21 protein-coding genes are annotated in these 25,239 nt (G+C 72.7%); 9 read left to right on the top strand and 12 right to left on the bottom strand.

Features of this window, described 5'->3' with window-relative positions; translation table 11 throughout:
* Window positions 1-56 precede the first annotated feature (56 nt).
* The 5 genes from ACZ6Z8_RS19460 to dnaA form a co-directional block, all read right to left on the bottom strand.
* Window positions 57-590, bottom strand: coding sequence for a DciA family protein (locus tag ACZ6Z8_RS19460; protein ID WP_465611281.1), 534 nt, complete (start codon window positions 588-590; stop codon window positions 57-59).
* Window positions 591-756: 166 nt separating this feature from the next.
* Window positions 757-1,890, bottom strand: coding sequence for a DNA replication/repair protein RecF (recF, locus tag ACZ6Z8_RS19455; protein ID WP_030278246.1), 1,134 nt, complete (start codon window positions 1,888-1,890; stop codon window positions 757-759).
* A 53-nt stretch (window positions 1,891-1,943) separates the two neighbouring features.
* Entirely contained in the window at window positions 1,944-2,819 is an 876-nt protein-coding gene (gene gnd, locus ACZ6Z8_RS19450) for a phosphogluconate dehydrogenase (NAD(+)-dependent, decarboxylating) (RefSeq protein WP_465611280.1), read from the bottom strand.
* 188 nt (window positions 2,820-3,007) lie between these two features.
* Window positions 3,008-4,138, bottom strand: coding sequence for a DNA polymerase III subunit beta (gene dnaN / locus ACZ6Z8_RS19445; RefSeq protein ID WP_030278248.1), 1,131 nt, complete (start codon window positions 4,136-4,138; stop codon window positions 3,008-3,010).
* Window positions 4,139-5,119: 981 nt separating this feature from the next.
* Window positions 5,120-6,910, bottom strand: a complete 1,791-nt coding sequence (gene dnaA / locus ACZ6Z8_RS19440) for a chromosomal replication initiator protein DnaA (RefSeq protein ID WP_465611279.1) — start codon at window positions 6,908-6,910, stop codon at window positions 5,120-5,122.
* Between the two features lie 353 nt (window positions 6,911-7,263).
* Here dnaA and rpmH point away from each other — a divergent pair, with 353 nt between their 5' ends.
* The 9 genes from rpmH to ACZ6Z8_RS19395 all read left to right on the top strand — a co-directional run bounded on the left by rpmH (window position 7,264) and on the right by ACZ6Z8_RS19395 (window position 13,968).
* Complete coding sequence (gene rpmH, locus ACZ6Z8_RS19435; protein ID WP_030059672.1) at window positions 7,264-7,401, top strand: 50S ribosomal protein L34; 138 nt, start codon at window positions 7,264-7,266, stop codon at window positions 7,399-7,401.
* Window positions 7,402-7,419: 18 nt separating this feature from the next.
* Window positions 7,420-7,848, top strand: coding sequence for a ribonuclease P protein component (gene rnpA, locus ACZ6Z8_RS19430; RefSeq protein WP_380413691.1), 429 nt, complete (start codon window positions 7,420-7,422; stop codon window positions 7,846-7,848).
* A complete protein-coding gene (yidD, locus tag ACZ6Z8_RS19425) occupies window positions 7,845-8,159 on the top strand; it encodes a membrane protein insertion efficiency factor YidD (RefSeq protein ID WP_188307180.1) in 315 nt (104 codons plus the stop codon). The genes rnpA and yidD overlap by 4 nt, the downstream gene beginning before the upstream one ends.
* Window positions 8,160-8,162: 3 nt before the next feature.
* On the top strand, window positions 8,163-9,320 hold the full coding sequence (gene yidC / locus ACZ6Z8_RS19420; RefSeq protein WP_465611278.1) for a membrane protein insertase YidC: 1,158 nt from the start codon (window positions 8,163-8,165) through the stop codon (window positions 9,318-9,320).
* Window positions 9,321-9,403: 83 nt separating this feature from the next.
* Entirely contained in the window at window positions 9,404-9,934 is a 531-nt protein-coding gene (locus ACZ6Z8_RS19415; protein ID WP_465611277.1) for a Jag family protein, read from the top strand.
* A gap of 159 nt (window positions 9,935-10,093) precedes the next feature.
* Window positions 10,094-10,942, top strand: coding sequence for a 16S rRNA (guanine(527)-N(7))-methyltransferase RsmG (gene rsmG / locus ACZ6Z8_RS19410; RefSeq protein WP_465611276.1), 849 nt, complete (start codon window positions 10,094-10,096; stop codon window positions 10,940-10,942).
* 263 nt (window positions 10,943-11,205) lie between these two features.
* The gene (locus tag ACZ6Z8_RS19405; RefSeq protein ID WP_465611439.1) at window positions 11,206-12,153 is read left to right on the top strand and encodes a ParA family protein; all 948 of its coding nucleotides are present in this window, start codon (window positions 11,206-11,208) and stop codon (window positions 12,151-12,153) included.
* Window positions 12,150-13,217 (top strand): ParB/RepB/Spo0J family partition protein, encoded by a 1,068-nt coding sequence (locus ACZ6Z8_RS19400; RefSeq protein WP_465611275.1) that lies wholly within the window; start codon window positions 12,150-12,152, stop codon window positions 13,215-13,217. Before ACZ6Z8_RS19405 ends, ACZ6Z8_RS19400 begins: the two co-directional genes overlap by 4 nt.
* A 133-nt stretch (window positions 13,218-13,350) precedes the next feature.
* A complete protein-coding gene (locus ACZ6Z8_RS19395) occupies window positions 13,351-13,968 on the top strand; it encodes a GNAT family N-acetyltransferase (protein ID WP_465611274.1) in 618 nt (205 codons plus the stop codon).
* Window positions 13,969-14,107: 139 nt separating this feature from the next.
* Here the strand turns inward: ACZ6Z8_RS19395 and trxA are convergent, their stop codons facing one another.
* The 7 genes from trxA to ACZ6Z8_RS19360 form a co-directional block, all read right to left on the bottom strand.
* On the bottom strand, window positions 14,108-14,434 hold the full coding sequence (trxA, locus tag ACZ6Z8_RS19390; RefSeq protein ID WP_402817440.1) for a thioredoxin: 327 nt from the start codon (window positions 14,432-14,434) through the stop codon (window positions 14,108-14,110).
* A gap of 143 nt (window positions 14,435-14,577) precedes the next feature.
* Entirely contained in the window at window positions 14,578-15,543 is a 966-nt protein-coding gene (gene trxB, locus ACZ6Z8_RS19385) for a thioredoxin-disulfide reductase (RefSeq protein WP_465611273.1), read from the bottom strand.
* A 194-nt stretch (window positions 15,544-15,737) separates the two neighbouring features.
* The gene (locus tag ACZ6Z8_RS19380) at window positions 15,738-16,709 is read right to left on the bottom strand and encodes a cupin domain-containing protein (protein ID WP_465611272.1); all 972 of its coding nucleotides are present in this window, start codon (window positions 16,707-16,709) and stop codon (window positions 15,738-15,740) included.
* Window positions 16,706-17,524 (bottom strand): RNA polymerase sigma factor SigM, encoded by an 819-nt coding sequence (gene sigM, locus ACZ6Z8_RS19375; protein WP_465611271.1) that lies wholly within the window; start codon window positions 17,522-17,524, stop codon window positions 16,706-16,708. The genes ACZ6Z8_RS19380 and sigM overlap by 4 nt, the downstream gene beginning before the upstream one ends.
* A 41-nt stretch (window positions 17,525-17,565) precedes the next feature.
* Window positions 17,566-19,650 (bottom strand): protein kinase family protein, encoded by a 2,085-nt coding sequence (locus tag ACZ6Z8_RS19370; RefSeq protein WP_465611270.1) that lies wholly within the window; start codon window positions 19,648-19,650, stop codon window positions 17,566-17,568.
* Window positions 19,651-19,953: 303 nt separating this feature from the next.
* Window positions 19,954-22,422: a murein biosynthesis integral membrane protein MurJ gene (murJ, locus tag ACZ6Z8_RS19365; RefSeq protein WP_465611269.1), complete on the bottom strand. Its 2,469-nt coding sequence runs from the start codon at window positions 22,420-22,422 to the stop codon at window positions 19,954-19,956.
* A 58-nt stretch (window positions 22,423-22,480) separates the two neighbouring features.
* Window positions 22,481-24,982 (bottom strand): DUF6049 family protein, encoded by a 2,502-nt coding sequence (locus ACZ6Z8_RS19360; RefSeq protein ID WP_465611268.1) that lies wholly within the window; start codon window positions 24,980-24,982, stop codon window positions 22,481-22,483.
* Window positions 24,983-25,239: the final 257 nt, after the last annotated feature.

Here is a 25,239-nt window from a genome sequence, read left to right as displayed (position 1 = left end):
GGGTTCCGGAAGATCGTGGTCCGATCCCGCCGGGGGTCGGACGGCGCCGGCCGGGGTCAGCCCCAGGTGTCGCCCGGGCCCTTGCTGCCCGGGGCGCGCAGCCGGCCGTAGCCGCGGACCGGAGCGGCCGGTCCGAGCACCTTGATGGTCCGGACCGTGCCGTGGCCCAGCTCGTGGTTCAGACGGGCCACCAACTGGCGTGCCAGCCAGCGGAGTTGGGTGGCCCAGGCGGTGGAGTCGCACTGCACGGTGAGTACCGCCTCCGCCTCGTCGTAGGAGGAGGGGTGGCAGTGCGCGGAGATGTCCGGGCCGACGATCTGCGGCCAGCGGCCCATCACCCCGCCGACCGCGGCGGAGGACTCCCAGCCGCGTTCGGTCAGCAGCCGGTTCAGTGCCGCGCCCAGCGGCACCGGGTCGCGGCCGTCCGAGCGGGCGCCGCTGCGCAGCCCGTGCCGCTTCGCCTCGCGCTTCTGCTGGACCTGCTCACCGCGCTGACGGGCCTGGGCGCGGGCGGCCCGCAGGGCGGACCGGGCGAGGTCGGCCCCGGTGGGCGCGACGGCGCCGGGGGAGGTCTCCGCGGACTCGCTCACGGCGATCTCCTTTCCCCAGCCTGTGGACAACCCGATGAGCCGTCCAGCCTACGGGAGCGCACGGACGCCGGGCGTCGGCGCATGCCGTGCCGTGGGTCACGGGTGCGGGTCACCGGTCACGGGTGCGGGTGTGCCGCCGGTGCGGTGCGGGCCGGCGGGCGGGGGATCAGGCGTCGATCCGGCGGACGGCGCCGTCGGAGACCGCGAACCGGGCGCCGGCCAGCGCCTTCGGCACGTCCTCGGCCACCGCCGCGGTGACCAGCACCTGCTCGCCGTCGGCCACCAGCTCGGCCAGCCGGTCCCGGCGGGCCGCGTCCAGCTCGGCGAACACGTCGTCCAGGATCAGCACCGGCTCGCCGCCGTCCGCGCGCAGCAGCTCGTACGAGGCCAGCCGCAGCGCGAGCGCGAACGACCAGGACTCGCCGTGGCTGGCGTAGCCCTTGGCGGGCAACGGGCCGAGCTTGAGCACCAGTTCGTCGCGGTGCGGGCCGACCAGGGTGATGCCGCGCTCGACCTCCTGCTTGCGGACCGCCTGCAGCGCCTGCAGCAGCTGCTCCTCGGCCTGCTCGCGGCTGGTCGGCAGCTCGCCCTCGAAGGAGCTGCGGTACTCCAGCGCGGTCTCGCCGCCACCCGGGGCCAGTTGGCCGTAAGCGGCCGTCACCAGCGGCTGCAGGGCGGCCACCAGCTGGATCCGGAAGGCCGTCAACTCGGCTCCGGCGCGGGCCAGATGACCGTCCCAGACCTCCAGGGTGGAAAGGTCCGCGCCCTTGCCGCCGCCGGCCCGGCGGGCCATCGCGGCGGTCTTCAGCAGGGCGTTGCGCTGCTTGAGCACCCGCTCGTAGTCCTGGCGGACCCCGGCCAGCCGGGGCGCCCGGGCGGTCAGCAGCTCGTCCAGGAAGCGCCTGCGCTCGCCCGGGTCGCCCTTGACCAGACTGAGGTCCTCGGGGGCGAACAGCACGGTGCGCAGCAGGCCCAGCACGTCGCGCGGGCGGACGTTGTCGGAGCGGTTGATCCGGGCCCGGTTGGCCTTGCCCGGGGTGAGCTCCAGCTCGACCAGGGTGGAGCGGCCGCGGTCCACCACCGAGGTGCGGATCACCGCGCGTTCGGCGCCCAGCCGGATCAGCGGGGCGTCGGTGGCGACCCGGTGGCTGCCCAGGGTGGCGACGTAGCCGATCGCCTCGACCAGGTTGGTCTTGCCCTGGCCGTTGGGCCCGACGAAGGCGGTCACGCCCGGGTCGAGGGGAACCTCGGCCCGGGCGTACGACCGGAAGTCGGCGAGCGACAGGTGCGCGACGTGCATGGCTGTGGACTGCGCTCGCCTTCTTGAACAGACCTGTGGAGAACTGCCGGGGACTACTTCGACTCGACCGCGTGGCCGCCGAACTGGTTGCGCAGCGCGGCGATCATCTTCATCTGCGGCGAGTCGTCCTGGCGGGAGGCGAAGCGGGCGAACAGCGAGGCGGTGATCGCCGGCAGCGGCACGGCGTGGTCGATCGCGGCCTCGACGGTCCAGCGGCCCTCGCCGGAGTCGGCGGCCCAGCCGCGCAGCTTCGCCAGGTGCTCGTCCTCGTCCAGGGCGCGGACGGCCAGGTCCAGCAGCCAGGAGCGGATGACGGTGCCCTCCTGCCAGCTGCGGAAGACCTCGCGCACGTCGGTGACCTCGGGGGCGGCCTCCAGCAGCTCCCAGCCCTCGGCGAAGGCCTGCATCATCGCGTACTCGATGCCGTTGTGGACCATCTTGGCGAAGTGGCCGGCGCCCACCGCGCCCGCGTGCACCGAGCCGAAGTCGCCCTCGGGCTTGAGCGCGTCGAAGACCGGCTGGACCCGGGCGACGTGCTCGGCGTCGCCGCCGTACATCAGCGCGTAGCCGTTCTCCAGGCCCCAGACGCCGCCCGAGACGCCGCAGTCGACGAAGCCGATGCCCTTGGCCGCCAGCGCCTCGGCGTGCTTGATGTCGTCGGTCCAGCGGGAGTTGCCGCCGTCGACCACCACGTCGCCGGGGGAGAGCAGCTCGGCCAGCTCGTCGACGGTCGCCTGGGTCGCGGCGCCCGCCGGAACCATCACCCAGACCACGCGCGGGCCCTGGAGCTTGGTGACGAGCTCCTGCAGGCTCTCGACGTCGGAGATCTCCGGGTTGCGGTCGTATCCGACGACGGTGTGGCCGGCGCGGCGGATCCGCTCGCGCATGTTGCCGCCCATCTTGCCGAGACCGATGAGGCCGAGCTCCATGACCAAATCCTTACTGTGGGGACGTGCCTGGCGGCGGCGCCGTTGCCGCACTCCCCGAGCCTACGCTTCCGACCGCCACGGGCTCCGCGCGGTCGGGCCGACCGGGGGAGACGTCCACAGGCTGTGCACAGCGGGTGTGCACAGCCTGTGGACGACCGGCCGGTCGGCGCCCGGCCCGAGCGGGGGGATCAGCCGGAGAGGCGGACCGGCATGATCAGGTACTGGTAGGCCTTGTCCTCCTCGGAGTCCACCGAGACCTTGCCGCTGAGCAGGGCCGGCTTGGTCGGGGTGGTGAAGCTCAGCTGGGCGAACGGGGAGTCGATGGCCTTGAGGCCCTCCTCCAGGTAGCCCGGGTTGAAGGCGATCGAGATGTCGTCGCCCTCCAGGTCGGCCTCGATCCGCTCGGTGGCCTGGGCGTCGTCGCCCGAACCGGCCTCCAGGGTCAGCACGCCCTGCTCGAAGTTGAGCCGGACCGGGGTGTTGCGCTCGGCGACCAGCGAGACGCGCTTGAGCGCCTCCAGGAAGGGCTGGGTCTGGATCGCCGCGACCGCGCTGAACTCGGTCGGGAAGAGGCTGCGGAACTTGGGGAACTCGCCCTCCAGCAGCCGGGTGGTGGTGCGGCGGCCGGCGCCCTCGAAGCCGATCAGGCCCTCGCCCGCGCCGCCCGAGGAGAGCGCGATGGAGACGGTGTCGCCGCTGCCCAGGGACTTGGCGATGTCCTGCAGGGTCTTGGCGGGCACCAGGGCGACCGCGGAGATGTCCGACTGCTCGGGCTTCCACAGCAGGTCGCGGACGGCGAAGCGGTAGCGGTCGGTGGCGGCCAGGGTGATCCGGTCGCCCTCGATCTCGACCCGGACACCGGTGAGGACCGGCAGGGTGTCGTCCCGGCCGGCGGCGACCGCGGCCTGGCTGACGGCCGAGGCGAAGACGTCACCGGAGACGGTGCCGGTGGCGGTCGGCATCTGGGGCAGCGCCGGGTACTCGTCCACGGGCAGGGTCGGCAGGGTGAAGCGGGAGCTGCCGCAGACCACGCTGACCCGCTGACCGTCGGTGGAGATCTCCACAGGCCTGTTGGGAAGGTTGCGCGAGATGTCGTTGAGCAGGCGACCGGAGACCAGGACGGTGCCGGCCTCCTCGACGTCCGCCTCCAGCTCGACCCGGGCCGAGACCTCGTAGTCGAAGCCGGACAGCGCCAGGCTGCCCTCCTGCGCGGTCAGCAGCAGGCCGGCCAGCACAGGCACCGGCGGCCGTGCCGGGAGGCTGCGGGCAGCCCAGGCCACCGCCTCCGCGAGGACGTCACGCTCCACCCGGAACTTCACCGGTAACCGCCTCCTGGATCGAGCGCTCCCGCTCGCACTCTGGTTCGTCTGATCTTGATCGTCGGTCCGCCTGTCCGCCGAGCTCTAGCACTCCGCTTCCAGTCGCAAAGGACAGTCTGACGTACTCCGCCGACAGACGGGGCAGACGGGCGGAAGCGAACCCGAACAAGTGTCGGGGAGCGGTTGTCCACAGATTTCGGGCCCACCCACTTTGAAAGCAGGTTCACGGTCTATCTGTGTAGCGGTAGTAGTAGGGCCTGTGGAAACCGTGGATAACCCCGTTTCCGCAGGTCAGGGCCCGAATTTTGTCCACAGTGGGTGTGGACGGCGGCTGTGGACGGGCAGGCCGCGCTGTGGACAGCCGAGCGTTACCCACAGGACACGCTGGGTATCCACAGGTTATCCCCAGGACTGTCCCCAGATCCGGCCCCGGTTATCCACGGGCACCGGTCAACTCTACGTGACGCCTTTCACACCAGGGTATGAACAGTGGCTCACGGTTGTCGAACTGTGGACCCGGCTGTGGACAACCTGGGGATAACCGCCCGGGCCCTGGGGACAACCGGTGGATAACCCGAACGGCCCACTGGTGGCCCGTCAATTGTCCACACCCTGTGGATAACCGTTGTGCACAAGTCCACAGGCACCTGACCTGCGCGGAAGAGCGTAGCGGCGGCGGGCCTGTGGACGAATTCTGGATAACTCCGGACTCCCCAGCCTGTGGACCGTGCAGAATGGGCCCGTCCTGTGGACAACTGCCGTGCGCGCCCCCGGTTTTCGAATCACCGGTCAGTTGTTCGGCGCGGGCTGTGGACTGGTGGACCGTCCGTCGCCCGGATCCCTGCCCCGCCGACGTCGGCCGCACACCTGTGGACATGCGAAAAGGGCGTCAGGATCGCTCCTGACGCCCTTTTCCGGCCGGCGCGGCCGACGGGTCCGACGGGTCCGACGGGTCCGACGGGTCCGACTCGGCGCCGTCGCCTAGCTCTTGATGCGGTTGGTGAGTTCGGTGACCTGGTTGTAGATCGAGCGCCGCTCGGCCATCAGCGAGCGGATCTTGCGGTCCGCGTGCATCACCGTGGTGTGGTCCCGGCCGCCGAACTGCGCGCCGATCTTCGGCAGCGACAGGTCGGTGAGCTCCCGGCACAGGTACATGGCGATCTGGCGAGCGGTCACCAGCACCCGGCTGCGCGAGGAGCCGCAGAGGTCGTCCACGCCGAGGCCGAAGTACGCGGCGGTCTGCTGCATGATGACCTGCGCGGTGATCTCGGGACCGGCGTCCTCGTCCCCGCCCGGGATCAGGTCCTTGAGGACGATGCCGGCCAACTCCAGGTCCACCGGCGCCCGGTTGAGGTTGGCGAAGGCGGTGACCCGGATCAGCGCCCCCTCCAACTCCCGGATGTTGCGGGTGATCCGGGACGCGATGAACTCCAACACGTCGGCGGGAGCGTTCAGTTGCTCCTGGATCGCCTTCTTGCGCAGGATCGCGATCCGGGTCTCCAGCTCCGGCGGGGTGACGTCGGTGATCAGTCCCCACTCGAAGCGGTTGCGCAGCCGGTCCTCCAGCGTGGTCAGCAGCTTGGGCGGCCGGTCCGACGAGAGGACGATCTGCTTGTTCGCGTTGTGGAGGGTGTTGAAGGTGTGGAAGAACTCCTCCTGGGTGGACTCCTTGCTCGCCAGGAACTGGACGTCGTCCACGAGCAGGATGTCCATGTCCCGGTAGCGGCGGCGGAAGGTGTCCGCCTTGCCGTCCCGGATCGAGTTGATGAACTCGTTGGTGAACTCCTCCGAGGACACGTAGCGCACCCGGGTGCCCGGGAAGAGGCTGCGCGAGTAGTGCCCGATGGCGTGCAGCAGGTGGGTCTTGCCCAGCCCGGACTCGCCGTAGATGAAGAGCGGGTTGTACGCCTTGGCCGGGGCCTCGGCGACCGCCACCGCCGCCGCGTGCGCGAAGCGGTTGCTCGCGCCGATGACGAAGGTGTCGAACAGGTACTTGGGGTTCAGCCGGGCGGCCGGTTCGTCCTTGCGCGAGCCGCCGGCCGGGGGAGCGCCGGGCGGGGCGGGCACCCCGGGGACGGCGGGGCGCTCGGCGGAACGCTCCTGGGCGGCCTTCTCGGCCGGGCGGCCGCCGGCGGGCCGGGAGCCCTGTCCGCGGCGGCCCGCCCCGGTGCGCGGCTGCTCGCCGGGGCCGGGGCCGTACGCGCCGCCGAAGAGGTCGCCCTGGGTGGTGGAGGGCGGACTGGGCAGGGGCCGCGGCGCCGGGCGGGGCGCGGGCTCCTCGGGCTCGTGGTACGGCGCCTGGGGCTCCTGGTAGCCGGGCCAGGGCTGGGCCGACTGGCCGCCGTAGGGCGCGGGGCGGTGCTCGTAGCCGCCGGTGTCGTAGCGGGGGCGCTCGTAGTCCTCGTACGGCTGCTGCTGGTAGCCCTGGTCGCGGTAGCCCTGCTCCTCCTCGGCCGGGCCGGGGTACGGCTCGGCGGGGGCCTGGGCGACGGGTGCGGTGGGCACGGCGTTGGCGTCGACCATCACGGCGATCCGGACCGGCCGGCTGAGCTCGCGGCTGAGCGCGTCGGTCAGCTGGGGCAGCAGCCGACCCTCCAGCACCTGCTTGGCCCGCTCGTTCGGGGTCGCCAGCAGGGCGGTGTCGTGCATCATCCACATCGGCTGGGTGCGCTGCACCCACTGTTTGTCCATCTCCCCGACGTCGGGGTCGCTGACCAGCCGCTCGACGACCCTCGCCCAGACCGGGACGAGGTCGCTGTTGACATCAGCCACTGGTGCACGCTTTCCAAGAACAAACCAGACAAGTCCTGCAACGGTAGTCAGCGAACAGAGACGGATCAAGTCGTTGTCCACAGGCTGTGGGTAAGTGGACCTCCGAAGGGCTGGTTTGACCCTCGCGCCCCGTCCCGCGTACCGTAACCAGGTCGAGTTGTCGATGGCCGCTGCCGCATGTCCGCGGGTCCACCCGCTCCATAAGGCGCGCAGCACGGGCGCCGTGGATTGCCTCAGACCCCAGCCGAACTGGGGCGATGGGCCGGATTTCCGAATCAGGGGAGATCACGCGGACGCACGGTGACGGCCAAGCGACCCCCCGTCATCCTACGATTCACCTCAGGAGCCCCCGAGTGAGCAAGCGCACCTTCCAGCCGAACAACCGTCGTCGCGCGAAGACCCACGGCTTCCGGCTGCGGATGCGTACCCGCGCCGGCCGCGCCATCCTGGCTGCCCGCCGTGGCAAGGGCCGCGCCAGCCTGTCCGCCTGATCCGCACCAGAGTCTGTTGTGCTGCCCTCCGAGAATCGGCTGCGGCGGCGCCAGGACTTCGCGACCGCGGTGAAACGCGGTCGCCGGGCCGGCCGGCCCCTTCTGGTCGTCCATCTCAGCAGAGACGGTGACCCGCAGGGGCAGACCGACCGGACCAGCGACTCCCGCCCGCACGTCGCCGAGGGGACTCCTTCGGCGCGTGCGGGTTTCGTCGTGAGCAAGGCCGTTGGCCCGGCGGTCGTTCGCAATCTGGTCAAGCGCCGGTTGCGCCATCTAGTCCGTGATCGCCTGTCCAGGCTGCCCGCCGGTAGCCTGATAGTGGTGCGTGCGCTGCCCCAGGCCGCGACCGCCTCGTACCAGGACCTCGAACGTGACCTGGACGCGGCGCTGAAGCGGTTGCTGAGGGCCGAGCCCGCCGCAACGGCGCCGACGGGAGCAGGGCGATGAAGTACCTGCTGATGGGACTGATCAGGGTCTACCAGTGGACCATCAGCCCACTGCTCGGTCCGGTGTGCCGTTACTACCCCTCCTGCTCGCACTACGGCTACGAGGCCGTCAAGGTGCACGGAGCGGTCAAGGGCGGCGGACTGACCGTCTGGCGCATCCTGCGCTGCAACCCCTGGTCGCCCGGCGGGGTGGACCACGTTCCGCCGCGCAAGCACCCGGTGTGGCACCGCCGGCTGCGCGATCTGCTGAGCCCCAAGAGCGGGACCGCCGAGCCGGAGCCGGTGGCGAAGCCCGATGTCCAAGGAGTCTGACCGGTGACCTTCGGTTTTCTGAGTCCCCTCTACACGGCGGTGTCCTGGATCATCGTCCAGTTCCACTCGCTGTACAGCCACGTCTTCGATCCGGACGGCGGCTGGGCCTGGGGTCTGGCCATCGCCTCGATGGTGGTCGTCATCCGGATCTGCCTGATCCCGCTCTTCGTGAAGCAGATCAAGGCGACCCGGGCCATGCAGGCGATCCAGCCGAAGATGAAGGCCATCCAGGAGCGCTACAAGAACGACCGGCAGCGCCAGTCCGAAGAGATGATGAAGCTGTACAAGGATGCGGGTACCAACCCGTTCTCCAGCTGCCTTCCCATCATCGTCCAGGCGCCGTTCTTCACCGCCCTCTACGGCGTGCTGGCCAAGGTCGCCAAGGGCCAGGACATCGGCGTGATCCACGGCTCGCTGCTGGTGAGCGCCGGCAAGGCGCACATCTTCGGCGCCCCGCTCTCGGCGACCTTCGTCAGCAGCCCCGAGACCAGCGTCAAGATCGTCACCGCGGTGATGATCGTCATGATGTCGCTGTCGCAGTTCGTCACCCAGCGCCAGCTGATGACCAAGAACGTCGACCTCACGGTCAAGACGCCGTTCATGCAGCAGCAGAAGATGCTGATGTACGTCTTCCCGGTCATGTTCGCCGTCATGGGCATCAACTTCCCGGTCGGTGTCCTGGTCTACTGGCTGACCACCAACGTCTGGTCGATGGGCCAGCAGCTGGTCGTCATCCACAACAACCCCACCCCGGGCAGCAAGGCCTTCCAGGAGCGCCAGGCGCGTCTGAAGAAGGCCGGGCGCCTGCGCGCGGACGGTACGGAGATCAAGGGCGCGCTCTGGGGCATGCTGCCCCCGTCCAAGGCGGCCATCGCCGAGGCGGCCTCCGCCACGGCCGTGGTCGAGGAGTCGGTCCGGGCGGGCAGCCGCCAGCAGCCCCGTCGCCAGACCAAGGCCCAGCGCCAGCACGGCGGTGCCACCCAGGCGGCCGAGCCGGGCGAGGGCACCCCGGTCGAGCAGCCCGCCGAGGAGGCCGTCGCGGCCGACTCCGGCGCGAAGCCGGCGGCCGCCAAGCAGACCGCGGCCAAGTCCGGCGGCACCAAGCAGGGCACCCGGCAGCAGCCCAAGCGCGGCGGCCAGCGGCCGAAGAAGAAGTCCTGACCGGCCCCCTGGCCTCGTTGTCGCAGCTGCGAGAGCTTCGTTCCCCGCCCGCCAGCCGGGCCCATCTCCGAAGGAGTCCATCAGTGACGGAAGGCACCACCTCCGCCGTCGAGACCGAGGCCGCCGCCGGCGCCGACGAGAACCTCGTCACCCGCCTGGAGCAGGAGGGTGACATCGCGGCCGACTACCTGGAGGGTCTGCTCGACATCGCGGACCTCGACGGTGACATCGACATGGACGTCGAGGGCGACCGCGCCCTGGTCTCCATCGTCAGCGACGGCAACGACCGTGCGCTGCAGCGGCTGGTCGGCCAGGACGGCGAGGTGCTGGAGGCCCTGCAGGAGCTGACCCGGTTGGCTGTCCACCGGGAGACCGGCGAGCGCAGCCGCCTCATGCTGGACATTGCCGGCTTCCGGGCCCGCAAGCGCGAGGAGCTGGCCGAGCTGGGCGCCAAGGCCGCCGAGCAGGCCAGGAGCACCGGCGAGCAGGTCAAGCTGCGGCCGATGACGCCGTTCGAGCGCAAGGTCGTCCACGACGCGGTCGCGGCCGCCGGTCTGCGCAGCGAGTCGGAGGGCGAAGAGCCCCAGCGGTGCGTGGTCGTGCTGCCGGCCTGAGGCCGGCGGATCGATGACCGGTCGCCGCGGCGGCCGGTGAGCCTTACCGGACGCGACCCCGTCCGCCTCGTGCGGGCGGGGTCGTTGTTCCTTCTGGGATGTTTCACGTGAAACAGTGCGTTGAGCGGGTCGGTGGATCCGGAGATCGGAGAGGTCGAGATGGACACGGAGAGCGCGGCCACCGGCCGTCCAGGCGCGGACGTGAACCCTGACGCCGAGGGGCGGGCCGCCGAGGCGCCCGAGACGGCCGAGACGCCCGAGCTGGACGTGCTGGCCGAGGCGCCGGCCGCCGCCCGGGAGGTCTTCGGCGACCGCTTCGACGCCGCCGTCCGCTACACCGAGCTGCTGGCGACCGCGGGTGTCCGGCGCGGGCTGATCGGCCCGCGCGAGGTGCCCCGGCTGTGGGACCGCCACGTGCTCAACTGCGCGGTGCTGGCCGAGCTGCTGCCCTCCGGCTCCACCCTGTGCGACGTCGGCTCGGGTGCCGGCCTGCCCGGCATCCCGGTGGCCCTGGCCCGTCCGGACGTCTCGGTGACCCTGCTGGAGCCGCTGCTGCGCCGGACCACCTTCCTGGAGGAGGTCGTCCGGGAGCTGGCGCTGGAGAACGTCACGGTGCTGCGCGGCCGCGCCGAGGAGATGGTCGGCAAGCTCGCGGTGGACGTGGTGACCGCCCGGGCGGTGGCCCCGCTGGACCGGCTGGCCGGCTGGGGCATGCCGCTGCTGCGCCCGCACGGGCAGATGCTGGCGCTCAAGGGCGACAGCGCCGAGCAGGAGCTGGCCGACTCGCGCGCCGGGCTGGCCAAGCTGGGCGCCGTCGAGTGGACCGTGATCTCGGTCGGCGAGGGCACCCTGGAGACCTCGACCCGGGTGGTCCAGGTCAAGGCGGGGGAGAGCCCCGGCGGGGTGAAGGCCGCCACCCGGCGCGCCAAGATGGCCCGGGCCGGTCGCAACGCCGGCGCCAAGAACGGCGGCACCACCGGCCGGGGCGGTCGGCGCCGCGCCCGCTGATCCCGGAACAGCCGCCACGACGGGCGGACGGTCCTCCTCGAAGGGGAACCGTCCGCCCGTCGTCGTTCGGGTGACGGGCGGGCCGACAAGCGGACATCGGAGTGTCGCAACGTCAGATTTCCGACATAGCGGGCATGGTGTTTCACGTGAAACGTCGCTCCTTGCTCTCCGGAATCCTCGCTCGCGGCCGGGCGGCGACTGTTGCCGCTCCGGTTTCACGTGAAACACTGAGCCCCATGCAGGACTCGGAGACCATCGACCAGATCGATGACACGCCCATCGCACGGGCTGCCCAGGCTGCGGTTCAGGCGATCGGCCGAGCGGGGGAGGGGCTTCCCCGGCCCGCCGCGACCCGGGTGATCGTGGTCGCCAACCAGAAGGGCGGGGTGGGCAAGACCACCACCACCGTGAACATGGCCGCCTCGCTGGCCATGCACGGGCTGCGCGTCCTGGTGGTCGACCTCGACCCCCAGGGCAACGCCTCCACCGCCCTCGGCATCGACCACCACGCCGAGGTGCCGTCCATCTACGACGTCCTGGTCGAGGGCAAGCCCATGGCCGACGTGGTCCAGCCGGTCGTGGACGTCGAAGGGCTCTTCTGCGTCCCCGCCACCATCGACCTGGCCGGCGCCGAGATCGAGCTGGTCTCGCTGGTGGCCCGGGAGAGCCGGCTGCAGCGCGCCATCGCCGCCTACGAGCAGCCGCTGGACTACATCCTGATCGACTGTCCGCCCTCGCTGGGCCTGCTGACGGTCAACGCCCTGGTGGCCGGTCAGGAGGTGCTGATCCCGATCCAGTGCGAGTACTACGCGCTGGAGGGCCTCGGCCAGCTGCTGCGCAACGTCGAGCTGGTGCGCGCCCACCTCAACTCCGCGCTGCACGTCTCGACCATCCTGCTCACCATGTACGACGCCCGGACCAGGCTGGCCGCCCAGGTCGCCGAGGAGGTCCGGACCCACTTCCAGAACGAGGTGCTGAGCACGGCGATCCCGCGCTCGGTCCGCATCTCGGAGGCGCCCAGCTACGGGCAGACGGTGCTGACCTACGACCCGGGCTCGACCGGGGCGCTCTCCTACCTGGAGGCCGCCCGCGAGCTCGCGCTGCGCGCGGCCGGTCAGGGCGGCTCGCTGGTGGGTCAGCAGCGGGGCGGCAGCGGTACGGGGCACAATGCCCCGGTGGCACAGCACGGTACGACGGAGGGTCATCAGTGAGTGGTCGCAGGGGTCTGGGACGAGGGCTCGGGGCGCTGATCGGCCCGGCCGCGCCGGCGGACGGCGGGGCGGCGCAGACGGTCGCGGCCACGCCCGCGCCGACCTCGGTGGTGGCGACCGGCGCGACGTCGCCGGCCTCGGTGCCCGTGCTGCCGGGTGGTCGTGCCACGGTGGCGGCCCGGGCGGCCGTCGCGCGGCGGCCGGAGCAGCCGGCGCCGGTCCCCGGCGCCTCCTTCGCCGAACTGCCGCTGGACGCGATCACCCCCAACCCGCGCCAGCCGCGCGAGGTGTTCGACGAGGACAAGCTGGCCGAGCTGGTCGCCTCCATCAAGGAGGTGGGCCTGCTCCAGCCGATCGTGGTGCGCGAGATCGAGGCCGGGCGCTACGAGCTGATCATGGGCGAGCGGCGCTGGCGGGCCTCCCGTGAGGCGGGCCTGGAGCGGATCCCGGCGATCGTCCGGGCCACCGAGGACGACAAGCTGCTGCTGGACGCCCTCCTGGAGAACCTCCACCGGGCGGAGCTGAACCCGCTGGAGGAGGCGGCCGCCTACGACCAGCTGCTGCGGGACTTCTCCTGCACCCACGAGGAGCTGGCCGACCGGATCGGCCGCTCGCGCGCGCACGTCTCCAACACGCTGCGGCTGATGAACCTCTCGCCGGCCGTCCAGAAGCGGGTCGCCGCCGGTGTGCTGACCGCCGGCCACGCCCGCGCGCTGCTGGCGCTGCCGGACGCCGAGCGGCAGGAGGAGGTGGCCAGGCGGATCCCCGCGGAGGGCCTTTCGGTGCGGACCACCGAGGAGATCGTCCGGGTGATGCTCCAGGAGCCGGAGAAGCCCGCGCGCCAGACGCCGAAGGCGGGAAAGATCATCTCCCCGGCCTTCAGCGACCTGGCGAGCCGGCTGTCGGACCGCTTCGACACCCGGGTCAAGGTCGAGGTGTCGCAGCGCGGCGGGAAGCTGGGCAAGGGCAAGGTGGTGCTGGAGTTCGGTTCGGTGGAGGACCTCAACCGGATCCTGGACAGCATGGCCCCCGGCGAGGACGGTCTGCGGCTGTCGCAGGGCTGAGCCGGCCGTCCGGACCGAGGGCGACGACCCGATGGGTGCATGTGCCACGTGAGCGCTGTTTCACGTGAAACATGCACCCATCGGCGTTCGTGGGGGAATGCTCGACCCTGAGAGGGAGGAGGAGGTACGGGCCATGGGACGCCGGATCGCTCCGCTGACGCTGGACAACCTCGCGGACCTGCCGACGGGCTGCCGCTCCTGCGTGTTCTGGGAGCTGGACCCGGTCAGCGCCAAGGAGGCGGTGGAGTCGGGGAAGCCCGAGCTGGAGAAGGAGGGGTGGATCTCCGCGGTGCTGCTGGAGTGGGGGTCCTGCGGCCGGATCGTCTACGTGGACGACCAGCCGGCCGGATTCGTGCTCTACGCGCCGCCCGCGTACGTGCCCCGGTCCCAGTCCTTCCCGACCAGCCCGGTCTCGCCGGACGCCGTTCAACTGATGGTCAGCCGGGTGCTGCCGGGCTACCAGCGGCAGGGGCTGGGCCGGGTGCTGGTGCAGACCGTCGCCAAGGACCTGCTGGGGCGCGGGGTGCGGGCGATCGAGGCCTTCGGCACGGCGGCCCGGGTGCCGACCAGCTGCGTGCTGCCGGCCGACCACCTGCTCGCGGTCGGCTTCAAGACCGTACGGCCCCACCCGCGCTACCCGAGGCTGCGGTTGGAGGCCCGGACCACCCTGTCCTGGCGCGGCGACGTGGAGGGGGCGCTGGAGCGGCTGCTCGGCGGCGGGCGGAAGGAACCGGCGCTGCGGCCGTTCTGATCGGTGCTGCGGAACGGGCGGTGCTGCGGAACGGGCGGTGCTGCAAGGCGGCGGTACGGCGGAACGGCGGTGCTGCAAAGCGGCGGCGGGGCTCCCCGAGTGGGGAACCCCGCCGCCGTACGACCGGTGACCGGAAGACCTAGATCAGGCCGTCCAGCTCGCGCAGCAGCGCGGCCTTCGGACGGGCGCCGGTGATCTGCTTCACCGGCTGGCCGCCCTTGTACAGGATCAGGGTCGGGATCGAGATGACGTTGTACTCGGCGGCGGTCACCTGGTTGGCGTCCACGTCGAGCTTGGCAACGGTCAGCTTGTCGCCCTGCTCGGCCGCGATCTCCTCCAGGATCGGGGCGACCTGACGGCACGGGCCGCACCAGGTGGCCCAGAAGTCGACCAGTACGGGCTTGTCGCTGTCCAGGACGTCGGATTTGAACGTCGCGTCGGTGACGGTGGTGGTGGCGCCGGCCACGGGAACTCCTCGGGTTAGGACGGAGGGGGCTGCTGCCAGGTGAACAACGGGCGGGCCCGTTCTGTTTCTGCCTGGCCGGGGTGGGGGTGTTTCACGTGGAACACCCCCGCTGGGGTTCGCTCGGGGCGAGGGAGGGCGGGAGGTCAGACCGCGACGGCGGCGGCCTTGTTCTCCGCGTCGTCCAGCGCGGCCAGGTAGCGCTCGGCGTCCAGCGCGGCGGAGCAGCCGGTGCCGGAGGCGGTGATGGCCTGGCGGTAGGTGTGGTCCACGACGTCGCCGGCGCCGAAGACACCCTCGACGTTGGTGCGGGTCGAGGGGGAGTCGACCTTCAGGTAGCCCTCGGCGTCGAGCTCCAGCTGGCCCTTGAAGAGGTCGGTGCGCGGGTCGTGGCCGATCGCGATGAACAGACCGGTGACCGCCAGCTCGCGGGTCTCGCCGGTGGTGGTGTCGCGCAGGGTGACGCCGGTCAGCTTCGGGTCGCCGTGGATGGCCTCGACCGCGCTGTCCCACTCGAAGCGGATCTTCGGGTCGGCGAAGGCGCGCTCCTGCATCGCCTTGGAGGCGCGCAGGGTGTCACGGCGGTGGATGATCGTGACGCTCTTGGCGAAGCGGGAGAGGAAGGTCGCCTCCTCCAGGGCCGTGTCGCCGCCGCCGACCACCGCGATGTCCTGGTCACGGAAGAAGAAGCCGTCGCAGGTCGCGCACCAGGAGACGCCGCGGCCGGAGAGCTTGTCCTCGTTCGGCAGGCCCAGCTTGCGGTGCTGGGAGCCGGTGGTGACGATCACGGCGCGGGCCTTGTGCACGTTGCCCTCGGAGTCGGTGACGGTCTTGATGTCACCGGTGAGGTCGACCGCGACGATGTCGTCCGGGATCAGCTCGGCGCCGAAGCGCTCGGCCTGCGCCCGCATGTTGTCCATCAGCTCGGGGCCCATGATGCCGTCCCGGAAGCCCGGGAAGTTCTCGACCTCGGTGGTGTTCATCAGCGCACCACCGGCGGTGACGGCCCCCTCGAAGACCAGCGGCTTGAGGGAGGCACGGGCCGTGTAGAGCGCAGCCGTGTACCCGGCCGGGCCGGAACCGATGATGATCACGTTACGGACGTCGCTCACTGCTTCTCCTGGTTCGCATCGCGACCCGCGTTTGCTGCGGGGAGGGCGGTCCTGCTCCGCCGCCCGGGACAACGACTGACCAGTGTCTCGCATTCCCAGGCTGATCAGTACCAGGTGCCCGAACTCCGGAAGCGGCGTGCCGTCCTGGTCGTCGATCGCATGGGAACGGCCTGCCGGTGGCTGGGAACGGTCGCTCAGTGGCCGGGCACCGTCCGGTGCAGGACGACCGGGCCGCAGTCGGGGGAGCGCAGGTAGACGTCCACGAAACCGGGCCGGTCGGGGGCCGGGTAGACCAGGACCTCGACCGGGGAGCCCTGGTAGCTGCCCCGGTCGGTGGCCAGCGGGGTGCCCGGGGCGGGTGCCTGACAGGCGGCGGGCGAGGCCGGGGCGGAGGGGGAGGCAGGGCCGGACAGCTCAGGCCGGACGCCCCCGGCGGGGGCGGCGTCGGACCGGCCCGGCCCGGTGGCGCGCAGCCCGGGTTCGGCGCCGGAACGGGCCAGCAACTGCTGGACCTGCGCGGTGAGTCGGTCCTCCCGGTAGACGGTGCCGGGGCCCGCCAGGTGGGGGGTGCGGGCGGTCCGGTCGTCGGGGGATCCGGCCGAGGCGGCCGAGGCGGCGGAGGTGCCGGTGTTCTCGGAGTGGTCCAGCAGCAGGGCCCCGCCGAGGCCGAAGGCGGCCAGCGCGGCGGCCGCGCCGAGCAGCACGGCGAACCGCCGGCGGCGGGGCCGGGGGCGGCCGGGGCCGGAGGAGCCGGGGCCCGAGGACGGGCCGGGACGGGACGGAGGGGCCGAGGGCGCAGGAACGGCCCGTACGGGCGTGGCCGGGGTGTCCGCCCGGTGGGTGACGGAGGAGGGCAGCCGGGGGCCTTCCTGGGGCCGCTCCGCGGCCCCGGCCGTGCCGTGCCGCTCGGCGAGGGCGGCCTCGGCGAGGGCGGCGTCCAGCCGGGCGGCGACGTCGGTGGGCATCGGCTCGGGTTCGACGGTGCCGAGCAGCGACTGCACCTCGGCCAGGGCGTCGGCGGTCTCGCGGCACTCGGCGCAGCCGTCCAGGTGCCGGTGCAGCACGGCGGCCCCGGCGGGCTCGACCAGGCCCTCGGCGAGGTCGGCGAGCTCCTCGACGGAGGGGTGGGCGCCGACGGGCTCGGGGGAGGAGAGGGGGGCGGTCATCGCGTGCTCGCATCTCCTTCCAGCATCGTGCGGCCGGTGCTCGGGCCTGTTCCTGTGACGGTGCGGGGGCCGGTCGGGTTCCCCGGGGCGTCGTGGCGCGGCGGCGGGGCCGCGCCGGGTGAGCCGGACGCCCCGCGCCCCGTGGCCCCGCGGGCCGGCGTCCCGCGCCCCGTTGCCCCGCGCCCCGTTGCCCCGCGCCCCGTTGCCCCGCGCCCCGGTGTTTCACGTGAAACGTCCCGCACCCCGCCGTCCGGATCGCGCAGGTGCCGGACCAGCGGCAGCAGCCGGGCCCGGCCCCGGGCGCAGCGGCTCTTCACCGTGCCGACCGGGACGCCCAGCAGCTCGGCGGCCTCGGCGACCGGGTAGCCCTGCATGTCGACCAGGACCAGCGCGGCCCGCTGTTCGACGGGCAGCTCGGCGAGGGCCGCGGTCAGCTCGCGGTGCACCTCGGCGCGGACCACCGGGGAGTCGGCCGGTTCGGCGGTGCCGACCAGGCTGTCCAGCCGCTGCGGGTCGTCGTCCAGCGGGGTGGTGCGCCGGGTGGCGCTGCGCCGGGCGCGGTCCAGGCAGGCGTTGACCACGATCCGGTGCAGCCAGGTGGTGACCGCCGAGCGGCCCTGGAAGCCGGGGGCGGCGCGGAAGGCGGAGACCAGGGCGTCCTGGAGGGCGTCCGCGGCCTCCTCGCGGTCCCCCAGGGTGCGCAGGGCGACCGCCCAGAGCCGGTCGCGGTGACGGTTCACCAGGTGCCCGAAGGCGTGCGGGTCGCCGGCGACGTGCCGGGCGAGCAGCGCCGCGTCGTCGTCCGCCACTGTCACCCCTCGACCCCTTGCCGTCGTTCCGGTGTGCCGGGGTGCGGTCAGCCGGAGACCTTGACCTCGGCGACGTGGCCGCGGTACTTGCCGTCGCCATCCTTCGTCAGAGCGGTCAGCCAGATCAAGAGGTAGCGCGTGGTGACCGGGGTGTCGAGGGTGTAGTCGACGGTGTTGCCGGACTTCTTGGCGAGGGTGGTGAAGCCGTCCGGCTTGAGCTGGGACGGGTTGGCGACGGTCGCGGGGGGCACCCGCAGCTCCGCGGTCTGCTCGCCGCCCTGGAACTGGACGGTCACCGAGGAGACCGACTGCGGCGAGCCGAGGTCGACCAGCAGGCCGGTGCCGGACTGGAGGGCGGGCGGCCTGGGGCCGAACTGGTCGACGAACCAGCCGGTGGTCCAGGCGGTGCCCGGGTCGCCGTCGACGGCGTTCTTGATGCTCTCGGAGCCCTGGAGCCCGTCACCCAGCGGGTTGTACGACTCCACGCCCTTGATGGCGATCGGCACCGGAGTGTGCGCCGTCGGGTGCGCGCTCGGCGCGGCGGTGCTGACCGAGGGCTGCGGGGTGGCGACGGCCTGACCGGTGTGGCGCAGGCTGCCGACGAACTGCCAGGAGGCGACGCCGATCGCGCCCAGCGCGACCGTCCAGGCGGTGGCCTTGACCACCCGGCGCAGCCGGCGCTTGGTGCGCCGGGCGGCGGTCGGCCGCGAGGAGGCCGGCAGCGGGGCGACCGTGGTGTCGGCGACCCGGGTGGGGTTGGGCGCGGTGGGCAGGGCGTGGGTGTTGTGCCGGGGCGGGGCCGGGAAGGCGGGCAGCTCGGGTTCGGGCTGGCGGATCCGGGGCATCTGCGCGATCGCCCGGACCAGCTCCTCCGGGGTGGTGATCGGCTGGGCGTGGTGCGGCGGGTGGTCGAACAGGGCGCGTGCCGCGAGCTGGGACAGGCCCTTGTGGACGCCCGCGCGGACCTGGTCCGGCGCGGCGTTCTGCAGGCCCCTGGGCAGCCCCCGGAGGTCGTAGCGGTCCTCGGGGTACGGCCAGCGGTGGGTGAGCGCGGCGAACAGCAGGGCGCCGATCGCCCGGGTGTCCGCGCGCTGGGCGTCCTCGGTGGAGTCCTCCGGGGGCAGCCCGCGCAGGGCGGCGTCCACCGCGATGCCGTTGATCCGGTACTGGCCGCTGTCGGTGCGCAGCACGCAGCGCGGGGTGAGCCGCAGGTGGGCCTGGCCGCGGCGGTGGGCGGCGGCGACGGCGTCGGCGACCTGGCGCACCATCTGGTACGCCTCGTGCGGCTCCATCGGGCCGTCCGTGAGCAGCTTGGCGAGGTCGGAGGCGTGCGGGAGCCACTCCCGCACGACGAAGACCAGCTCGCCCTCCTGGACGGCGTCCAGCACCTGGACGAAGCGCGGGTCGCCGAGCAGGGCGGCCGACTTGGCGGCGGCCAGCACCTTGCGGGCGCGCTGGTGGCCGGAGGCCATCAGGTGGACGCCGACGGCCCGGCGCAGCTTCTCGTCGACGGCGCGCCAGCTGCTGAAGACCTCGGTCTGGGAGATGCACTCTTCGAGCAGGTAGCGGTTGCCGATCTTGTCGCCGCTGTGCCGCATCGGCGCGGGCAGGGTGCGCGGGAGGGTGGCGGTGTCGCGCGGGTCGACCGTGGGCTGGGGGTCGGTCGGGCGGCGCTTGTCGGAGGCGGCGCCGGGCGGCGCGGGGGCGGGCTTCTTCCGCGGGGTGCCGGCCGCCAGTTCGGCGGCGATCTCGTGGACCGAGAGCGGGGCGGTGATCTCCGAGGTCTCCTCGCTGACGGAGGCCTCCGGGGCCGGCTCGGCATCCCGGTCGCCGTCCTTCGTGGCGTCCTTCACGGCGTCCTCCTCCCCGGTCGTGGAGGCGGCCTCGGAGGAGGCCTTGGAGGACTTGGAGGAGTTGGACGACTTGGTGGACGACGTGGACGACGCGCTGGAGGCGGTCGTGGAGCCCGCCTCGGGGCCGGCCCCGGAGGCGTCCGCGGAGGGGGCGTCGGCGGTGCCCGCCGCGGCGGTCTTCCCGTCCGCGAGCTGGTCGATCGCCGCAGCCAGCGCGGCCTCGTCCGCCGCCGCGTCAGCTGCTGACGTGTCGACGACCGCCTTGGTGCCATCAGCCACCGTGGTCCTGCCTCCCCTTGTGTCGCCCCGGCCGAGAGAGTCGCTGGAGCGCGCGGATAGGCCGCCCTGTGCTCCAGGACAATTGTGCCCACTCTTCTCCACCGGGTACGACCGCTGGGACGTCCGCTCGGTTGCCCGGGGGTGGAGAGATGTCGTGCAGATCCGACACCGGGCCGCCACGTCGCGGCCCGGGCGTTCCCGGTGGCGGTGGCGGCCCGGAATGCGGCCGGACGGGCGGAGGCGGTGGTCGCCCCGGTTGACGCCCGGTCAGAGCGTCCGCCGGTCCGGCAGGTTGGCCGTCGGTCAGCGGCCCAGTCGGCCGCGGACCATGCCCAGCATGGCGTTCATCTCCTCGATCCGCAGGCGCTTCGCGATGAACACGAACACCAGCAGCTGGAGGCCACCGGCCAGGACCACCGACAGCACGCTGCCCGCCCAGCCGGCGAGCACCTGCTGGACCGCCAGGCTGACGCCGAGGCCGACCGCCGCGGCCGGGACGCAGGCGGCAGCCAGCCGGCTGTACGTCTTGCCGATCCGCTTGGTGTCCAGGCCGCCGATCTTCTTCTTCAGCTTCGGCACCGCGACCGTCACTCCGACGGCGTACGCGAGGCCGTAGCCGAGGGCCATTCCGGTCACCGTCCACTGCGCGGGCAGCGCGACCCAGCAGATCAGCGAGAAGCCGGCCTGGCAGGCGGCCACCCAGACGGTGTTGGAGAACGGCGTCCTGGTGTCCTCGTAGGCGTAGAAGCCGCGCAGCATCACGTACTGCGCCGAGTACGGGATCAGCCCGAGCGCGAAGGCCGAGAGCATCAGACCGACGTTGGTCGCGTTGTTCAGGGCCGTACCGCCGCCGCCGACCGCGTAGATCGAGCGGCCGATCGCCGGGCCGAGCGCCAGAAACAGGAAGGCCGCCGGGACGACCGCCACCGCGGTGGTGCGCAGCCCGTACGACAGGTCGTCGCGGACGGCTCCGGCGTCGTCGTCGGCCGCCGCCCGGGAGAGCCGGGGGAGCACCGCGCTCATGATCGAGACGGTGATGACGGCCTGCGGGAGCTGCCAGATCAGCAGGGCGTTGGAGAAGGCCGACAGGCCGACGCCGCCGTGGCCGCCCTGTTCGGCGGCGCTGCCGGCCGCGGTGGCCAGCTGGGTGATGACCAGGTAGCCGGCCTGGTTGGCGAGCACGAAGAAGAACGTCCACTTGGCCAGCCGGGCGGCCTTGCCCAGGCCGTGGCCGCGCCAGTCGAAGCGCGGCCGGAAGTGGAAGTCCGCGGCCCGCAGGTACGGGACCATCGCCAGCGACTGGACCACCAGGCCGAGCAGGGTGCCCAGGCCGAGCAGCCGGACGCCCTCCGGGGAGATGTTCTCCGGGGTGACCTGGGTGCCGTTGTAGCCGCCGTAGACCCAGATGTACGCGCCGAAGGTGAAGATCACCACGATGTTGTTGAGGACCGGGGTCCACATCATCGCGCCGAAGCGGCCGCGGGCGTTGAGGATCTGCCCCATCACCACGTGGACGCCCATGAAGAAGATGGTCGGCAGGCAGTAGCGGGCCAGCGCCACCGTGGTGTCGGCGCGGGCCGGGTTGGTCATCATCGGGTGCGCGATCAGCTGGACCAGCAGCGGCGCCCCGAGGACCGCCAGGAACACCACGCCGCCGAGTCCGACCATCACCAGGGTGAGCAGCCGGCTGGCGTAGGCGGTGCCACCGTCCTCGTCGTTCTTCATGCTGCGCACCAGCTGCGGCACGAAGACCGCGTTCAGCGCGCCGCCGCCGATCAGGATGTACAGCAGGGTCGGCAGGGTGTTCGCCGCGTTGTACGAGTCACCCATCACCGCGATGCCGATCGCGCCGGCGATCACCATGGTCCGCAGGAAGCCGGTGCCGCGGGAGACCAGGGTGCCGGCCGCCATGATCGCGCTGGAGTTCAGCAGGCTGGCGACCTTGCCGCCGCCTCCGGCGGCCGGGGCGGGGGCGGCCGCGGGCTGGGCGCTCCGCTCCTCGGCGAGGTCCGCCCGCGGCTCGACCGCCGGGGGCACCGCGACGGCGGCCACCTGCATGGTGGCCTCGTCCTCGGAGAGCGGCGGGTCGAACTCGATCGGCGGCACGAAGGGGCGCTGCCCGTCCGGACCGACGTGCTGCGGCTGCCCCGGGTAGCCGCCGTCCGGCGGGTACGGCGCGGGGGCGCCCGGCGGCACCTGGGCGTCCTGGGGCATCGGCGCGCCCGGCTGGACGGGCTGGACGGGCTGGACCGGGGCGGGCCCGGGCTGCGGGCCGACCGCCTCGGCCTGGTGGCCGCCGCCGAACAGCGCGTCCACCCCGACGTACTCGGTGGTCTCGGTGTCCCAGGCGGAGTGTGCCGGGCCCGGCTGCCACTGCGACTGCGGCTGCGGCTGCTCGGCGGCGCCCCACTGGGGGGCGGCCGGACCGGCCTGCTGCGGCCAGCCGGCCGGTGCCGGAGGGGTGTCCCAGCCGGGCTGCACGGGCGGCACCGGGGGCGAGAACGGCGTCGACGGCACCGGGGTCGGGTAGCCGCCGCCCTGCGGCGGTAGCTGCGGCGGCACGTCGTACGCGGTGGCCGGCGGCGGCGCCGCGGCGGGCCGTCCGGCCTGCAGTCCGTACGGGTCCTTGCCGTCCTGCTGGGTCCCGTACGCGCCGGCCGCGTACGGGTCCTGGGCGTACGTGTCGGCCACGTACCAGTCGCCGGACGGCGACTCGGCGCCCGGCCGGCTCTCACCGCGGCCCGGCGGCCGCTCCTCGCTGCGCCCGGTCATGTCACCTCTTCGCTGTCGTGGGGGGAGGCCGGCCCGGCGTCGCGGGTGGTCGGCGGTATCAAGGACCAACCTTCTCATCACCGGCGGTCCGATCCCGGCCATCCGGGCTGCTGGCGCGCGGTGTCTGCGCGGGACCGCCGCCCGTGGAACCGTCCCCGGCGGGGTCCGCTCCGGTGGCCTCCGGCTCCTGCGGCTCCTGCGGTTCGGCCGCGGCGGCGCCGTCCGGGCCGTCCGTCGCCGGGCCGTCGCCGACCGGCTGGTCGCCGTCCTCGTGCGGCCGGCCGCCGTGCCGCTTGCGCTGGCGGAAGAAGCGCAGCGCGGCCAGGACCAGCAGCACGGCGGCGCCGGCGAAGACGTACAGCACCCCGTTGGTGACCGAGGTGACCTCGACCGTGAACTCCCGGGGAGCGCCGTAGGGCTGCGGATTGGGTCCGGTGGTGTACAGCTGGGCGGTCATCGCGACCGGGCCGTTGGTGCGGGCCTCGGCGTTGAAGCGCAGCGTGACGCTCTGCGAGGCCGGGAGGACGAGGTCCTCGTCCTTGCCCACCCGCAGCCGGTTCGGCTGGTTCGAGGTGAGCCGCAGCTTCAGGTTGGTGACCGTCTGGGTGAGGTCGTTGCGCACGCTGACCTGGAGCTGGCCGGTGTTCCCGGCCAGGGTGACCACGGTCTTCTTCGGCACCTGGACGGCGGCCGTGAGCTCCGTCAGGTAGTTGCCGACGCCCAGGCGGTAGTTGTCGCCGGCCGACGCCTGGGTGCGCCACTCGGTGGACAGCGAGCGGACCATGGCGGCGCTGAAGGGGCCGCGGACCCGCTGCGGCAGGGTGAGCACCCGCATCAGGGTGTCCAGGCCCCGCTGGACCGTGTCGGTGCCGCTCAGGGCGCCGGCCGGCAGTTCGGTGGCCCGGGCCTGGGTCGGGTAGTCGGCGGACGACGGGACGGTGGTGTTGGCCTTCGGGTCCGGCGTGGCCTGGGCCAGCGCGTCCAGCTTCACCGGGGTCAGCCACTTGTCGGTCGCCGTCTGCAGCGCGCCCGCCAGAACCCTGGCGGTGGCGGCGGTCATCTCGCGCGGCGGCATGACCAGCAGGCCGCGCTGGTTCTGCGGCTGCTCGTGGGTGATCGTGAAGGTCTCGGCCAGGAACCGCTGGGCCGCGTCGGTCTGGTCCTTCGGGGTGCTCAGGTCCTTCTGGAAGAGCGAGGAGACCGTGTCGTCGGCGACCACGGCGCTCTGCCCGTTGCCGATCGGGCGCACCGCGGTCGGGGTGTAGTTCACCGAGTCCGGGTCGGGCATGCTCGCGCCGTTGACCAGCACCAGGCTGCTGCCCGCCTGCCGGGCGATTCCGGCGATCTGCTGGTCGAGGTAGCCCTGGTAGGGCCAGGCCACGTCGGAGCGGGTGTCCACGGAGAGCCGGCCCTCGACGGTCAGCCGTCCGGCGGTGGCCGCCTTGTCCAGGGCGGTGCCCATGCCGGTCAGGTCGGCGCCGTTGTGGGCGATCGAGGCGAGGTCCGGGTCGGCGTACGGCAGCGCGATGACCTGGTTGCCGGACTTGGCGACGGCCGCGCGCAGCTTGTTCAGCCAGGCCTCGGCGGCGGGCGAGGCGTCGTGGGAGACGGTGTTGTCCTCCTTGGCGGGCTTGCCCGCCGCCTCGCTGACCGGCTTCTGCACCCGGTACTTGCCGGTCATCGCGAACGCGGCGTCCAGCAGGTCCGGGTCGATCACCCAGGTCAGGCCGGTCAGCTTGGAGCCGGAGTCGACCAGCTCGTACAGCCGGCCGCCCGGCGCGAACTCGGTGGCCAGGCTGTCGTCGCGCAGCACCGGGAGGGTCTGGTCGTTGTCGGCGGCGGTCTGCGCGGCCAGCACCGGCGCGTGCACCAGTGGCCAGAGCGTGGTGACCTTCGTCGGCTGGGCCTCGGTGCCGCCCTGGGAGAAGGGCAGGAAGGTCCGGGCGATGCCCAGGGCCCGGTCGCGGGGGTTGTCGGCGGTCGAGCCCCAGGCGTCCACCGCGAGTTCGTAGACGCCGCTGTCGGACAGCCCGAGGTCGCTCACCGCGACGCTGAGGGTGTACGGCAGGCTCTGCCCGGGATTCAGCTCCGGCAGGGCGTACTGCGGGCTGTCCAGCTCGGTGCCGTCCTCGCCCTTCGGCGTGGTGCGGGAGGCCACGCCCTGGAGCTCGCTGCGCCGCTGCAGGGGCTTGGCGGAGACCGGCTTGCGGACCGCCGCGTGGGCGCCCTTGAGTGCCGACCTGCCCGAGTTGGTGACGTGGCCGGTGATGGACACGGTGCCGTTCGGCACGGCCAGCTGCGGGGTCACCGTCTCGATGGTCAGCACCACCGGGTACTCCGCGGTGGCCGCGGCGTCGGCGGCCGGGCGGATGTTGCCACCGGCCGGGAGCGCCATGGCGGGGGCGGCCGTGAACAGGGTCAGGGCGGCCCCGAAGGCGGCGGCGAAGCGGCGGGCGAGGCGGCCCGGGCTCCGTCCTTCGGCGGGACGTCCGTCGGGGCCCGTGGCCCGTCCAGGCCTTCGGTGCGCCCCCAGGCCCGAGTGCCGTGCCGGCTCACTCACTCGTTTCGCCCTCGCCGTTCTGTTCGATCGCTCGCTGCTGATGCTGTCCGCCCGGCGCTGGTGCCGGACGTTCCCGCTCGACGTTCTTGTTCGACGCTGTACGCCACCCTGCTGCCGCGGAGGGTTCCGTCGGCACGGCGGCGGCACGCGACACCGCATCCCCGGTTCCGGTGTCCGCGATCCGTCCACCGGCATGGTAACGATCCAGCCTGGCGTGCAGTGTTGCGGGCTGTGGGATGAGACGCCCGAAACGCGCG

This window comes from Kitasatospora sp. NPDC101108, assembly GCF_055584725.1.
Note: the sequence above shows the minus strand (reverse complement) of the source record. Positions and strands in the feature narration are given on the sequence as shown.

Bases quoted from the DNA above. Each gene is read 5' to 3' on its own strand.
- rsmG (WP_465611276.1), top strand. From the start codon at position 10,094: ATGGACACGGAGAGCGCGGCCACCGGCCGTCCAGGCGCGGACGTGAAC.
- ACZ6Z8_RS19395 (WP_465611274.1), top strand. From the start codon at position 13,351: ATGGGACGCCGGATCGCTCCGCTGACGCTGGACAACCTCGCGGACCTG.
- yidD (WP_188307180.1), top strand. From the start codon at position 7,845: ATGAAGTACCTGCTGATGGGACTGATCAGGGTCTACCAGTGGACCATC.
- recF (WP_030278246.1), bottom strand. From the start codon at position 1,890: ATGCACGTCGCGCACCTGTCGCTCGCCGACTTCCGGTCGTACGCCCGG.
- murJ (WP_465611269.1), bottom strand. From the start codon at position 22,422: ATGACCGGGCGCAGCGAGGAGCGGCCGCCGGGCCGCGGTGAGAGCCGG.
- ACZ6Z8_RS19380 (WP_465611272.1), bottom strand. From the start codon at position 16,709: ATGACCGCCCCCCTCTCCTCCCCCGAGCCCGTCGGCGCCCACCCCTCC.
- gnd (WP_465611280.1), bottom strand. From the start codon at position 2,819: ATGGAGCTCGGCCTCATCGGTCTCGGCAAGATGGGCGGCAACATGCGC.